Genomic DNA, 14,936 nt, shown 5'->3' with positions numbered 1-14,936 from the left:
TTTGAAAGAAAGCCGTACACTTTACAATTTGTAACCCTACTCGTGTTCCGTCAGAGCCTTAAGCTCGTTTCCAACCCTCATTATAGAAAGAAACTCTGTACTCTTTACCGCGAGGAACATTACGATTCAACACCTGCGAAAGGGTCTTGGTATTCATAATCTCTTCCCAACCTACTGGTGAAAAAGTTTCGGGATTGAAGACATTTTCAGCCAGCAGCGGATTAGTGAAAGCTTGAGAAAAGGCATCAATTCCTATCAGTCGTCCGACTAAAGGAGGTAAGGCTGAATTGGCCCGCAGATCTTCTGCGTAGAGTCCCACATACAACTCAATGTTGTCTACGTGACCGTACAATCGTTTCAATTCTTTTTGGACATCTTCATTGCTAGTAATTTGAGCGAAATCTGTCACCCGTGGATACTTACACAGTTCGCGGTAATCGTTGTAGCTTCTTAATTTCGCCGCACGACCTACACGAATGCTGGCTGTCTCGGTTGGAATCAGGAACTCAGGCGTATTGAATAAACTCAATTGCGCTGCTGGTTGGGAACAAGTTTCTTCAAACATAGCTCCCAAACCCTTGTTGATAATCATATCATTGTTCCACATCGTCTCCGGCATAGACATTTCTTTGCCGTCATGGATCAGCTTATCGGGCAGCATACTATGCCAACGATAAACTAAAGTAAATTCTACCGACATCCAATTGGTGCGATACCATTTTTCATGATTAAATGCTGGGGGATCGGTGAAGAATTGGAAGTTATAGGGAGTAATGTGGTTGATATAATCCTCTAGCACAATTTTCAGAAACTCTGCCATCACAATATTTCTGGCGGTTTGGAAAAGGCGTTCATCATCCCAAGTTGGATAGTTCTTTGCCAAGAGGTCGCACACGCGATTATGTTCTCTTAAGCTAAGAACGTTGAGCATTACATAGCCAACTTGCACATTGACACGCTCTAACTCAATCCCCATTACAAATAATTTTTGCCTTTTTTCATAGGGAATTTTATCAGATTTTTTTTCATTTTCACCGACTATTAGATGGGGAATTCCGTTGAATTCTTCTTTAGGCTGTCCGTTTTCATCATAGTAAAAAGGAGGATATTCTTCGCCATTAATAATTTGGCTTTTGAGCTTTCCTCCTTGATGAGACCTCAGCAGGCGAGTAATATTTGCGTTCAACCCATAGACGTTACACAGATCTATTTGGTGGTTGGAACTATTTCTGCGCTGATCCAGTCGATCGGTTCGCAGGAAACTGTCGGTAAACCATTGCACGAAATAGGGGAAAATCAGAGAGGATTTGGGCGAGTATTTAGTCTCTCCTCTTTTGCGATACAAGACTTCCAGTTCCTTGACATCTGGAAGATTATTTTCAAAATTTTCGGTGGGAGCTAAATTAACCCCTATGTAATTTTTATCCGTTAAGGGCTTCCAATCCGTAGGCGGTAGTTGGAGTCCGGAATAAGTGCGATCGTTTAATGAATCCCAAGAGGTGTAGGGAGACATGGCACTAAACGGATAGGGGCGAGTTGGAATTTTTAGAATGGCATTGTTAATCAGAGTTTTGTTGACTTTTTTGCTCAGCCCATCGTTGCTTTGAATGAAGCTCCAAAACGGTTTCAAGTTAGTTAAAAGCAAAGTCTCGATCTTGTTTTTAAATCCGTCTCTTGATGTGTCTCTTTTTGAAGACATAATTGTTTTTACTTTTGGTTCTTGTAGATGTGATTGATTGCCAATCCTCAATTCCGGGTTCTTGAGCGAGTTTTCTGTCTCCTCTTCAATTGGTTTTAAGGGTTTATTAGATAAAAAAAGCGGTTCTAGATTCTTGGGGTGGTACTGGATGTCTACGCTTTCAAAACGCTTGATCGCGCTTTCATGAAGATCGTCAATGGTCTCCCTCACGTCGCGCAACTTGATCCCTGCCCATTTGAAGAACCCAGGATCGTTTTTAAATGGAACCTTATAATCAGGCTTGATATCCTCAATGGCCTCTGGCTCGAATTCCAGTTTCAATTCATAGTCACTGATTTGATCCAACATCCACTTCAAGACAGCATCTGATAACCCGCGGTATTCTGGCGTACCACCGCCGATGCAGCCATGCTCGCCTGGAAACCAAACTTGACGAAGCTTCTGCTTCGGGGCATCAGGATTTTTCTTCATCAGGGTAACATCAAAGATTTCGCGAATTTCGTCGATCGCAACGGCGTGCAACGCATTCTCAATATCCTTATTTAAAGTGGTGTCGTGGAATTTGTACTTTGTTTTGAGCTGTTGCTCAAACTTCTTGAAGGCGGGTACAAGAGGAATACCAAGGGCTCCAACGGTGTCGAAACAACCAAGCAAGGTAATCGGGACGCGATCGCCGTTATCTTTGCCGTAATTTTTGCGGAAACTCTTTGCTTTGTCATCATTTGGTTTAAGGCCTCGGTCACGGTAAAGCTCGTAAGCTTCTGATGCCTTGGTAATATAACGGCGGGATAGGAGACCGGAGCAATAGATCATCCCTGCTAGACTCCTGACTGTGTAAGCACCGCGACTGAACCCGAATAGATAGATTTCGTCACCACGATCGTAGTTGAAAGAAAGAAAACGATAGGCATCTTGTATATTTTTATCGATTCCCAGCCCAGTGACTCCGCCCACAATCTTGTTACTGTCAACTCCTATTCCCTCGTCATAAAACACGATCTGCGGAACCCCGTCACTGGCTGTCCGTTTCACGGCCTGGGCAAGCTTAACCACATTACTTGGGTAACTACTATTTAGTTGTTGCCAAGTTCCATCACAACAAACGATCAGACGTTTCATTTTTAAATTCTCTCTTTGAATCTGAAATTTGATAGCGACCTGTCTTTGGTAATCGGTTACAAGAGAATTGCCAATTCCCGTTTTTCTGTCGCGTCTGGCGATCGCTCCTAATTTCTTGCTCGACGAAATTTTTATCTGGCCGGGCAATCTTGAGTTATTTCGATTCTCCGGATATTAGTCCCAAAACACCACCTAGTCGAGTTTGTTGTATTAAAATGTGAATTTTATTTATATTTCTTAACGTAAAAGATTCCGAGCGTGAGATTGTAGGTTGGGCTCTGGGAAAATGCTCGATTCTCCTAAAACGTAAAAAATTCCGAGCCTGAGATCGTAGGTTTGGTTCTGGGAAATTGCTCGATTCTCCTCGCTGGAGTAGTGATCCGACGCCCTACCTAACAAACAGATTTAAACACATTTACGCTCGGCCTTGTCAGCTTTTAAAACAGCTATATCTTATAGATTTGTGGGTTGGCGACAAGATAATAGTGACGTATTAGCCATACGGATAGCAGATTTGGGCTGTGTTTGGGGTTAAAATTTGTTACAGTCACTCTCAGATTTTCTGCGATGTGCTTTAAGTTTTTAACAATGTGTGGGCTTTTCTGGTTTCTCGATCGATAAATTTGTGCGAAAATTTCCTAGCCCCGGTTAAATTTGAAACGTCCAAAAGTGGGGACGATCGACCGCAGCGACTGGCTACGAGGTTCTCGCACCAAAACCAAAGGCAGCAAGCCTACCAGCCGCACAGCAGCCGAGAGGGCAAACAATGCTCCCAAACTCATGCCTGGAAGTTCGGCAAGAAAGCCGCCGGCGGTAGTTCCCAAAGCCCCAGCTAATCCCGAAACCGCTGCGGCGATCGCAAAATAAGTCGAAGGTTGCTCGATCGACGCTATCTCCATTTGAATATTGTTAGTACACAGCCCGATCGCCCCTAAAGTCGTTCCCCCCAACAAGTGCAGCAACGGCAGCCACACCCATAGGGCAAACGGGTAATTGCCCGTACCCAACCACAGCAAAGGCGTTAAGGCCACAACCAGCCCAACCGCAATTAGCAGGGGGCGATTTCCCCAGCGATCGGCTAACTTACCCCAAAACATCAGCAGCAGTAGATTTGCGCCGGAACTTAAGCTGGTGTAAATCGTTACCAAACTCACATCCAAGCTTAAATCTTTCAGCAGGTAGATATTAAAAAAAGGCGCGCTGAGATTAACTGCAAATGTCCACACGCTGAAGTAAAGAATAAACATTAAAAAATTAGAATCTTTCAGCACAGAAGGTACAAAATCTGTTATTTGCTTTTCTTTTTTCTCTGTAAGTCGATCGTTCAGTGCATCTTTTTTGTATAGCTGGGGATTCACATCAACCATGAAGCATTGATACCCTAAACTAATCATTCCCGCCACAACACCCACCAATAAAACAATACCGTAGCCCAAAATTGGACCGCCGTCCCAAGTTGACACGGACAATCCCATCAACGGCACTCCCAGCAAAGTGATGAGGCTGACAGCACTGTTACGAAAGCCAAAATAGCGTCCCCGCAAGCGCTGAGGAACCACGGCAGCCATCCAACTGAACCAGCTAGAATTGGCAAAAGCTGCCAGCACGCTAGCTGCTACGACTGTTACCAGTGTCCATTGCAGCAGTTGGTGGGAGTCTGCGTGCTGGGAACCCCAAACAATTGCCACCGCCAGCACCAGCCACAGCAGCCGCGACACGCCGAATACAAATACGTTGTACCAGTGGCGGCTGGTTGTGCGGTCTGCGATGTAGGCTCCTAATGGTTGCAAGAGATTTACCACCATCGGAATAGCCGAGAATATACCTATTTCCACGCTGCTCGCCCCGAGTTGCAGCAAGAAGTTGCTCAGCAGCACGCCGCCAGTCGCCGACTCGAAGACAGCGGCAAAAACGCCGTCTAGAGTTGAGGCTTTCAGGGTCGATCGAACGTCTTTTTTAGAAAATTTGAGGGCTGTTTTTGCAGAGAGAACGAGCTGAAATATTTTCGGGTCTACTATTTCTGGAGTCTGAAGAGATAGAGGTTCATTTAACTCTGCAACTGGTTCAACCATAGTCAATCGATTTTAGATTGTATATTTTAGATTTAAAACTGCCAAACTCAGGTTGGGAAAGGGTTTGAGGCTGGCTGATCATTCAATTATTTTTCACGCGCAGGTGTCAATAAAATTTAATCTTTCTGCTAAAAATTGCTGAGCTAGCCTGTTAAGATAAAACCAGCCACGCCTTCAAGATGTGAGCTTGAAAGCTAGACTGGCACTTCCGGGTAATGGTTATTAATATAGACGGCAAGCGATTACTCGAACATCAACCGCTTGGGAGATATAAATTTGCTAATTTTACAAAAGTAGGTTTTAGGGCTTAACAAGGAAGCGATCGCAGCATTTCGCCTGACAAAAATTGCTCGAATTCCACCTCAAACAAGTCGCCCCAAGGGCCAAAGCAAATTTCGCGCGAGCTCCTCCACTCCGCTCTCAAACCTTTACGGCTAGCTAAATCTATAGAATGAAAGACGATCGACTTGCCGAGTATAGCTGCTAACGATTTGTACCTAATTCCGGGAATCCGTTTGTTCAGTCCAAGCAATCGCAATCGAGATTCCGGGTTGTTTATGGAAATCCTCCGCACCGGCCCGTAAGGCTTCAAAGTGGGTTTTTGCCGATCCTCTACGAGGGTTCCGCTAACGCACCTCAAGAAAAGTGTGGCTGCTATCGGCAAGTGGTAGGCAAAATTATTAGTTGACAAAAATTACCCTAACTGCGGATAATAGCAAACCATAAAATTAAGCTTAAATGCTTGAGGGGTATCACTGCTACGGCGTGATGTCGATCGCCAGCAAATTTAGGGATTTCTGAATTAAAGCGTGACCAAAACTCAACCTTTATCCGGGTATACACTGCCAGTATTTGCCTGTGCAGCCGCACTTGCAGCTTTGCGATGCTTGCGTGAGGGTATTCAGTCTCTAGAGAGTGTATCAGTAAATTTACTGGAACCGCAAATAACTGCAGAAATTCCGATCGAGCAGGCGTCGGTACTCAAGACTGGTACCGCTTTAGGCGTGACTCGCTCCGATCCGGGGGACAATCTCGATCTGACTCGCAATACCCCTGTTTGGGCAATGGTGGAATTGGGGAGAGAAGGAGAAGGGGAACAAATAAAGATTGTTGGCGGGGAGGGAATTGGACATCATAAAGCAGGTGGAGGAGCGGCAATCTATGATTACGCAATGCGACTGTTGCGATCGAATCTGAGCCGAGAACTCGCACGGGGAGAAAAAATTACTGTCACCCTGATTCTGCCGTCAGGGCGCCAATTAGCCACCCGCACTTCTAACGAAGCTTTCGGCGTGGTAGAAGGACTTTCCCTGCTGGGTACAACTGGCATTTCTCAACCCCTGAGTGCCCCTGGACAGTTGGAAGTTTACCGCGAACAACTGCAACAAAAAGCCGAACGGTTTGACACTTTAGTGTTCTGCATCGGCGAAAACGGCTTGGATTTGGCGCGACAACAGGGGATTAATCCTGATAGGCTAGTCAAAACCGCTAACTGGCTCGGCCCGCTGCTGGTAGAAGCCGGATATCAGGGCGTGCGATCGATTTTGCTGTTTGGTTATCACGGGAAACTGATGAAATTGGCGGCGGGAATTTTTCACACTCACCACCACCTCGCTGACGGGCGCAGGGAAATTCTCACAGCTTACTGTGCTAAAGCTGGAATGCCTGCCGATGCTTGTTCCGCCATTTTTGCCGCAGCGACAGCCGAAGAGGCGATCGGGCAACTGCGGGCTTTGGATGCGGAAACTGGGAGCACTTGGGTCGATCGAATTTACGGCGACATCGCCCGACAAATAGACTTGCGCTCATCGGATTGCATTTTTACTCACACTAACTTGCACATCCCCGTGGGATCGGTGATGTTTGGGCGCGATCGCAAAATTATTGTTAAAAGTGATATAGGAGATACATTTATGACCCAAATTTGTTAATGTAGTGTGAATATCCCTGAATTATGTTTAAAGCATCGGTCAGGGATAATATTTAACAAGTAATAATTCTCTGTCCCTAGACCTTAATTATACTAGGTTGCTTGGGGACGCAGTTTTTGACGCCAGAGTTCAATTAATTAGGGTAAGGATTTAAGTAAATCTATGCTTGCCCTCGACCTTATTAATCGACTACGAGCGCTGACTGCAATCTAGTATAAATAAGATTTATTCTTAGCGACTAATGCTTGCTCGCCTTCCTCAGTATTGTAGTGAAGTCGCGACAAATACCTCCCCTACTTTCTGCCCAATTAGCACTTAGCAATTACGCAATAACCGTGACTACTCAAATAGAAACTGAATCAGTCCTCACAAACTCTTTTGTGGAGCAGATAGAGCGCCAGATTATCGTGATTCTCGACTTCGGTTCGCAATATTCCGAACTGATTGCTCGTCGAATTCGCGAAACTCAAGTATATTCCGAAGTTATTTCTTACCGGACTACGGCAGAACAGTTAAAAGCTATCAATCCTAAAGGAATTATTCTTTCAGGAGGCCCGAGTTCTGTATACGATGAAAAAGCACCCCACTGCGACCCAGAAATTTGGAATTTGGGAATACCGGTGTTGGGAGTGTGCTACGGGATGCAGTTGATGGTAAAGCAGCTCGGAGGGACGGTTGAGCGATCGAAGTTAGCGGAATACGGCAAGGCATCGCTATTTATTGACGATCCTACGGATTTGCTGACAAATGTCGAAGAGGGCAGCACGATGTGGATGAGCCACGGAGACTCCTGTACAGAGCTGCCTACGGGTTTTGAGATCCTCGCTCACACGGACAATACTCCGTCTGCTGCTGTTGCTAACCACGAGAAAAATTTGTACGGGGTTCAGTTTCACCCAGAAGTAGTTCACTCGATCGGGGGAATAGCTTTAATTCGCAATTTTGTTTACCACATTTGCGAGTGCGAACCGACTTGGACGACAGCTACTTTTGTGGAGGAATCGATTCGCGAAATTCGAGAGCAAGTCGGAGAGAAACGAGTTTTGCTGGCTCTATCCGGCGGTGTAGATTCTTCTACTTTGGCTTTCTTGCTGCACAAGGCGATCGGCGACCAACTTACCTGTATGTTTATAGATCAAGGGTTTATGCGGAAGTATGAACCAGAACGGTTGGTAAAATTATTTAAAGAGCAATTCCATATTGACGTTGAATATGTTAATGCTCGCGAACGGTTTTTAGCTCAACTTGAAGGGATAACCGATCCTGAAGTAAAACGCAAGCGGATCGGTCACGAATTTATCAACGTATTTGAAGAAGAATCGAAGCGTCTGGGCCCCTTCGACTACCTCGCCCAAGGCACTCTTTATCCTGATGTGATTGAGTCGGCTGACACTAATGCAGACCCGAAAAGCGGCGAGCGAGTTGCTGTTAAAATTAAAAGCCACCACAACGTGGGGGGTTTGCCGAAAGATTTGCGATTTAAGCTGATTGAACCGCTGCGAAAACTGTTTAAGGATGAGGTGCGAAAAGTCGGCCGGTCGATCGGGCTTCCGGAAGAAATCGTGAACCGACAACCTTTCCCCGGCCCGGGATTGGCGATTCGGATTATAGGAGAAGTTACCGCTGAGAGACTAAATATTTTGCGGGATGCTGACTTCGTGGTTCGCCAAGAAATTAACCGGCACGGATTGTACGGTGAACTTTGGCAAGCTTTTGCAGTTTTGCTACCGATTCGCAGTGTAGGGGTGATGGGCGATCAGCGCACTTATGCTTACCCGATCGTTCTGCGATTTATTAAGAGTGAAGACGGGATGACGGCTGATTGGGCGCGGGTTCCTTACGATTTGTTGGAACTGATCTCGAATCGGATTGTGAATGAGGTTAAGGGGGTGAATCGGGTGGTTTACGATATTACTTCTAAGCCGCCGGGTACGATCGAGTGGGAGTAATACCATTGTCGATTATTGATTTTCGATTTGGATAGATGCCGTCTGTAAGTCCTGTGTTAATTACAGGACTTACACAGAAAATTTATAGTCTAAGAGTCAACTGTCAACTGTCAACTGTGTTGAATAGTGTTGCAAAAATGCTTCCAGTTCTATCCGTCCTTGTTGGGTAATTGAGTTGTAAAAGACTTCTTTTTGTCCATTGGGAGTGTAGAAACGATAGAAGCGTCGATCTCGATCGATTTGTCGCAGGTATACTAAGGGAACGCCAACAGATGCAAGGAGTCGGGCTTTTTTGCGATCGCGCTCCTGCACCTCTGGGCGATCGTGCCAATGAGATTGACATTCTATCACCAGTTTGGCTTTGCGACTAGCACCACAGCCGCGTTCCATCAAGGCGATATCGACTCTGGAACTCACCCAAAATTTCCAAAGTTCAATGGGAAGACGGGTGAAAGTTTCTGGACGAGAACAGATGATTTCTAGGGGAACTTGGGGACAGTAACGGAAGCGATCGCCTAAAATCATCTCTAGAATATCGATAGCGATCGTTTCTAACTCGTTGATGATTTCTCCGCTTTGGAATTCGGGAAATGAAGACAAAGAATTGTCACAGTCAAAGGCGTATAGCATTAGTTTTATCTCCAATTAGGGTTAGTGGGAATTAAGGGGGTTGTAGACGACTGTCCAAGCGTTTGCACCAAGAGCGGTGGCAGTCCAAGCGCCCTTCTGGTAAGGTTTGCCTTCTTTCCGAGCGCGGTAGAGAGTTGTGGTGGATACCTCCAGCAGTTGTGCAGCTCTATGGGTTGTGCAGGATTGCTCTATTACAGTTGGTTGGGATGGGAGTTTTACCCTTCTCTTTTTGTTAAGGGAGTCGATGGGAGTGGGTGGCTCGTCTGGGAAAAGGCTGAGTTGAAAGGCTGTCATAAGCTGAACCTTTGAGTGTTAATGATTCAAGCCTATTGGGGTCAACTGGATTTCTCCAGAGCTGATTGGTGAAGATCGTCAAGTTCCCCAAACTTCCCCGATCTTTGCTGTCAGCAGCGTTTAGAAGCGGTTAATCTAGTAGCAATACAAATGAACGGACTACATCAATGACTCGAAGACGCAAATCCCGCAGTGTGCAGGCTACTGAAGAAGGAATCAGAATACTTAAAGAATCCAAAGCTGCTAATCGTGACAGTGAAGGGCGGCGTCTGACGTTTGAGCGTATTGCAGAGAAAGCAGGTGTAGATCAAAAGACAGTCAAGACCTTCTTATACGGTGGTGGAGTCGATCCGGAGTCGGCGTCGGCGATTGCTGAAAAGGGTTTTGGCTTGAAAGTGATAGATATTGTCGGTATCGAGGCGTGGAACCAGGTTTGTTCAAAGTCAAAATTACCAAAGCTTGGGCATACAGAAGGATTAGAAAATACAGTCTTAGCAACTCAGAGCAGTCTGGAACATCACAATAATATTCCTCGTAGTGGTGCTGTTGAGTTTGTCGGTCGCACGGAGCAACTTTCAGAATTGCACCAACTTCTGGAAAAAAACAATCAGGTAGTAATTGCGGCGATCGCTGGTATGGGCGGTGTTGGCAAAACTGAACTCGCGATCCAGTATGCTCAAGGTCATGCAGAAACCTACAAAGGTGGCATTTGTTGGCTGTATCCCAAAGGTGGAGACATCGGAGTTCAAATTGTCGAGTTTGCGATAGCGCATTTTCCAAACTTCACCTTACCCAATGGATTGACATTAGCTGGTCAAGTACAATTCTGCTGGCAACGTTGGGCTGAAGGTCAGGTGTTAATTGTTATTGATGATGTTGCAGATTACAGGCAAATTAAGTCTTATTTACCATCTGAATCTCGCTTCAAAGTGTTGATTACAACGCGGGAAAGGCTTGGTAAACCGCTTGCTCGTCTAGATTTAGATGTGCTGAAGCCGAAAGCAGCTCTAGCTCTCCTGAAGTCTTTAGTTGAGCGAGAAAGGCTAAAGCGAGAGCCTTGGGTTGCTAGAAATTTATGCAAGTGGCTTGGTTATTTGCCTCTAGGATTGGAATTAGTAGGGCAATATTTGGCACAAGATGAAGATTTATCTTTAGCAGAAATGTTGCGACGATTAAAGCAGAAACGTCTAAGACATTCAGCCTTGAAAAATCCAGAACCAACAATGACAGCTCAACTAGGAGTTGCCGATGCTTTTGAGTTGAGTTGGGAACGCCTAAATGATGCTGAGCAGAGGTTAGGCTGTCTTCTGAGTTTGTTTGCTCCAGCACCCATTCCTTGGAAACCCAATGAATTACAGGTGGCAGTGAGTGAAGAAGATGCAAAAGCCATAAAAGAAGCATTAGAATCTCAGGGAATTACTCAGGAAATACTGGAAGAATTGGAAAACTCCCTAGAAGCGACAGAAGAAGCTAAAAATAAGCTTGTTCGATTGAATTTACTTCAGCCTTGCGGTGAGGGAATTTATCGGTTTCATCAACTTATCAGAGAGTTCTTTCGGCAAAAGCTAGAGGCACTACCAGAGGCAGAATATCTGAAAATTTCGTTTGTAACATTTATAGCCGCACTGGTACAACAGATGCCAAGTTCGCCGAATTACGACGAAATTAAGCAAATTTCTCCTCTGATTCCTCATATAGAAGAAGTTGCCCAACAGATGATCGGCTATCTAAGTAATGAAGAGTTTTGCTACCCTTTCAATATCTTAGTCTCTTTTTATAGAAATCAGGGATTGTACGCATTAGCTGAGAATTGGTGTCAGACTTTTATAGAAAACGTAAAAACTCGTTTTCCTGGCAATCATCTTTTTGTGGCTGGTGTCCAGAAACGATTAGCAACTATTCTCAGATTACAAGGACGCTATGGTGAAGCAGAAACACTCTATAAAAAAGTATTAGAGGTTTTTCTAACTCGTTATGATAGGCGACATTCACTAATAATATCTGTTCAACACGAACTTGCGGTAATTTACCGTCTTCAAGATCGGCTTAACGTAGCAGAGAGCCTATTAAAGAAGTCCTTACAGGATATGTCACCAATCGACGATAACTCTTCTTTAAATAGTTTTGATGAAAACAGTATATATAAAAAAGAAGCTATTTTTAGCAATACTGAAAATTTGGTTTACAAGGCTCTATCATTTATAGAGAATTCCGGCGATCGAGAACCTGATGTATTAATTACTGTTTTAAATACTCTGGGAACTTTGTATCAAGATCAGGGTCGCTATAGAGAAGCTGAGGTTTTACTTAAGAAGACTGTAGAGCGTGCTGAAAATTTATTAAATAATAACCCTGCAAGAATTGCTGTGTATAAAGGCGAGTTGGGATTGCTGTACAAGCTTCAGGGTAAATATAAAGAAGCTGAATTTCTATTACTAGAATCTTTAGATAGCCTTAAAAGCTATTGGGGAGAAAATTGCCCCGATATAGCCCCTGTCCTCCAAAGTCTAGGAAATCTCTACAGCTTAAAAGGAGAGCCAATCAAAGCTAAAACATACTTAAAACAAGCTTTAGAAATTACGAAAAAATTCTTCGGTGAAAATAATCCTTATTATGCCGATCAGCTCAACGAATTAGGACTACTTTACACGGAGCTAGGTTGTGATAAAGATGCGGAGCCTCTATTGATACAGTCCTTATATATAAGGGAAAAGTTAATAGGTAAAAATAATTTAGGTTATGCTAATACTTTAAATAACTTAGGTCTAGTATACTGGTATCGTAACCAATATAAACAAGCAGAAGCTAGGTTTATAGAGTCTTTACAGATAAGAAGAGAAATTCTAGGAGAACAACATCCAGATGTTGCCTCATCTTTCCATAATTTAGCAGACTTGTACTGCCTACAAGGAAACTTTGACGAAGCAGAGGAGTTGTGGAATAAAGCTTTCAATATTGCCTTGAAGACTTTAGGACAGGAACACGAAGATACTAATATGTATCAAAAAAAACTGCAAGATATGCCTTTGATTCGCACACTTCCTGCTGAATATATGCAAAGGATAATGCAGCCTTTTCCGGGAATATTTGCATTAGTAGATATAGAATCAACACTTAAAAAATCATCAAAAAAGAACCGTAAAGCTCAAGGATTTAGAAACGAGAGGCAACCTCGTGCTTTAATCAGTGAGGGTATTAGTAGTAAGGAAATGTTTCAAACTCCTGAGTTGTTTTACGATTTAGTTCCAGTAGCTCAAAAAATATTCTCGCAATTAAGTGAGTTAATTAAACAGCAAGCTGTTAACAGTTATCAGCAATTGGGGAAAGGAATTGTCTTAATTGAAGTACAAAGTTCGTATGATGAAGTGACTATGGCTTATGTAACACAAAAGAATTGTGTAAAAGCATCCCAAAATGCTCCAAGTGAAATGTGGGATTCAATTCTAATGTTTTTGGAAATGTATAATACAAAAGATTACTTTATTGTGCTGATTGTAGATCCATTAGAAAATCCTGGATCGAACACTTGTCATCACTATATGATGCCCCTATAAACTAAAGTTTCAGTTTTTAAACTGAAAATGATTAAGATTGAAGGTTGAGATGTATATCTGCGTTATCTGGTTCGGTGGTAAGAGAGCGAGCGCACTCACTCCCCCAAATCCAACTCGATCGAAACATTTCTTCATCTTTCTCTGAATTAAGAGAATCGTCGCCTAAAACAGAGTAGGAGAATTTCCGCTACGATCGAGAGTAGATAGGCTAGCACCAGATAAAATAAAGTAAAAATTCCATCCGCACTACCCGTTGAGATGGCTGCGAGCTCTCGGTTCAAAAGTGAAGATTTTGCTACCTTGGCATTTGCGGGGGGAAATGGCTACAGAAATTCAAAATACTTGGAATTTATACAAATAGAAAGACAGAAATCGACGACAGCCGATCGATCTATTGTGGAAAACTTGCCGATTTCTGTGGAAAACCCCCCTTTTCCTGTGGAAAACTAGCACTAAATTAAGTGCGATCGCTTTAACTTCATTGATAGCATTTAAAAAATTGGAGGAATTGCGATCGCAAAAATCGCCTTCCTCCTTCATCCCTCAAGCTGCTGTTTGCTGGGGATACACCCTACATTTTTTCTCCTTCCTGCTTCCTCTTTCCTTCTTCCTTCTCTCCAGAATCGTAGCTAATTTGGTCGGACTTGTAAGCAGGTGGCTCAACGTGAATTAAGATGCGTACAGGGCTGAAACGTTCTTCCAAACGGGCTTCTACTTCTTCTGTAATCCGGTGAGCTGTTTCTACATCGACAGCATCCACAATCATGTGCATATCAATAAATACTTGACGCCCTACAACGCCACGGGAGGCGATCGAGTGACAGTTGACAACCCCCGGTACATCCATTGCGATCGCGTGAATAACTTCCGGTGCGATCGCCATTTCATCCACCAACCAAGGCAGATTTTCTGTTAAAACCTTCCAACCGCTGCTAAATACCAAAACAGCCACAGGAAAAGACAAAAACACATCCAGGGATTGTAATTGAGGTATATTCCAAACCTGCCCTTGCCAAACACCAATCAACCCGCCGATGACCATAATTGTCACCCAAACATCGCTCATCGTGTGCTGAGCGTCAGCCACTAAAATCGCGCTACCGAGACGTTGGCCAACTCTGCGCTCGTAAAAAGTCACAAAAATATTAATCCCCAGTACGAGCAGCAAAATCCACAGTTCATTTGGGGATATTTTGACAGCTTTACCCCCGTTAATCAGCCTTTCGACAGCACCGCTGAGAATTTCAAAACAGGCAATTCCCAGAAAAACAGCAATTCCCAGAGCTCCGAGAGCATCAAATTTCTGGTGTCCGTAAGGATGATCGCGATCGGGCTGCGGATTGGCATAATGATTAGTTACCAATCCTAAAATATTACTAGCGCTGTCCGTGACGCTGTGCAAAGCATCTGCCAGCAAACTGAGGGAACCAGTCAGCCATCCCACGGCTGCTTTAATTGCCATCACCAGCAAATTTAGCAATAAGGTAATTATTAAAACCTTGCGGACTTCGGAACGGTTCTCGGCTACCATAAACTCTCCTCTATCTGCCATCAAGTTTTCTGGCTTCTAGTTTAAAGCTTATCAAGTCATAAAAGGTTAAAAGTATTGCTGAATCTAGCTTGCGACTAGATTTATATTCATTAATTTAGCCTAGCTTCTTGAGACAAATTTTAATTAATACCAGTTT

Annotated in this window: 10 protein-coding genes; 4 read left to right on the top strand and 6 right to left on the bottom strand. The window is 43.9% G+C overall.

Annotated features, from left to right (window positions below; translation table 11 throughout):
- Positions 1-58 precede the first annotated feature (58 nt).
- The 3 genes from QUA40_RS05690 to QUA40_RS05680 form a co-directional block, all read right to left on the bottom strand.
- Entirely contained in the window at positions 59-2,818 is a 2,760-nt protein-coding gene (locus QUA40_RS05690; protein ID WP_333122615.1) for a phospholipase effector Tle1 domain-containing protein, read from the bottom strand.
- A 638-nt stretch (positions 2,819-3,456) separates the two neighbouring features.
- Positions 3,457-4,890 carry an MFS transporter gene (locus QUA40_RS05685; protein ID WP_333122689.1) on the bottom strand — a complete coding sequence of 478 codons (1,434 nt, stop codon included), beginning with the start codon at positions 4,888-4,890 and terminating at the stop codon, positions 3,457-3,459.
- A gap of 307 nt (positions 4,891-5,197) precedes the next feature.
- Entirely contained in the window at positions 5,198-5,581 is a 384-nt protein-coding gene (locus QUA40_RS05680) for a hypothetical protein (protein WP_333122613.1), read from the bottom strand.
- 118 nt (positions 5,582-5,699) lie between these two features.
- On the opposite strand from QUA40_RS05680, the gene cbiD reads away from it, so the two are divergent.
- A complete protein-coding gene (gene cbiD, locus QUA40_RS05675) occupies positions 5,700-6,821 on the top strand; it encodes a cobalt-precorrin-5B (C(1))-methyltransferase CbiD (protein WP_333122611.1) in 1,122 nt (373 codons plus the stop codon).
- Between the two features lie 347 nt (positions 6,822-7,168).
- The gene (gene guaA, locus QUA40_RS05670) at positions 7,169-8,770 is read left to right on the top strand and encodes a glutamine-hydrolyzing GMP synthase (RefSeq protein ID WP_445301126.1); all 1,602 of its coding nucleotides are present in this window, start codon (positions 7,169-7,171) and stop codon (positions 8,768-8,770) included.
- Positions 8,771-8,866: 96 nt separating this feature from the next.
- On the opposite strand, the gene QUA40_RS05665 is transcribed toward guaA, so the two are convergent.
- Positions 8,867-9,400, bottom strand: a complete 534-nt coding sequence (locus QUA40_RS05665; RefSeq protein WP_333122607.1) for a DUF2726 domain-containing protein — start codon at positions 9,398-9,400, stop codon at positions 8,867-8,869.
- Between the two features lie 21 nt (positions 9,401-9,421).
- Positions 9,422-9,694, bottom strand: coding sequence for a hypothetical protein (locus QUA40_RS05660; RefSeq protein ID WP_333122605.1), 273 nt, complete (start codon positions 9,692-9,694; stop codon positions 9,422-9,424).
- 167 nt (positions 9,695-9,861) lie between these two features.
- Here QUA40_RS05660 and QUA40_RS05655 point away from each other — a divergent pair, with 167 nt between their 5' ends.
- Positions 9,862-13,248: a tetratricopeptide repeat protein gene (locus tag QUA40_RS05655; protein WP_333122602.1), complete on the top strand. Its 3,387-nt coding sequence runs from the start codon at positions 9,862-9,864 to the stop codon at positions 13,246-13,248.
- Between the two features lie 258 nt (positions 13,249-13,506).
- Complete coding sequence (locus tag QUA40_RS05650) at positions 13,507-13,698, top strand: hypothetical protein (RefSeq protein ID WP_333122599.1); 192 nt, start codon at positions 13,507-13,509, stop codon at positions 13,696-13,698.
- A 121-nt stretch (positions 13,699-13,819) separates the two neighbouring features.
- On the opposite strand, the gene QUA40_RS05645 is transcribed toward QUA40_RS05650, so the two are convergent.
- The gene (locus QUA40_RS05645) at positions 13,820-14,779 is read right to left on the bottom strand and encodes a cation diffusion facilitator family transporter (protein WP_333122686.1); all 960 of its coding nucleotides are present in this window, start codon (positions 14,777-14,779) and stop codon (positions 13,820-13,822) included.
- Positions 14,780-14,936: the final 157 nt, after the last annotated feature.

Source organism: Microcoleus sp. Pol11C3, from assembly GCF_036701485.1.
In the GTDB taxonomy this organism is placed as follows: Bacteria; Cyanobacteriota; Cyanobacteriia; order Cyanobacteriales; family Microcoleaceae; genus Microcoleus.
This window is presented reverse-complemented; position numbering and strand designations above follow the sequence as displayed.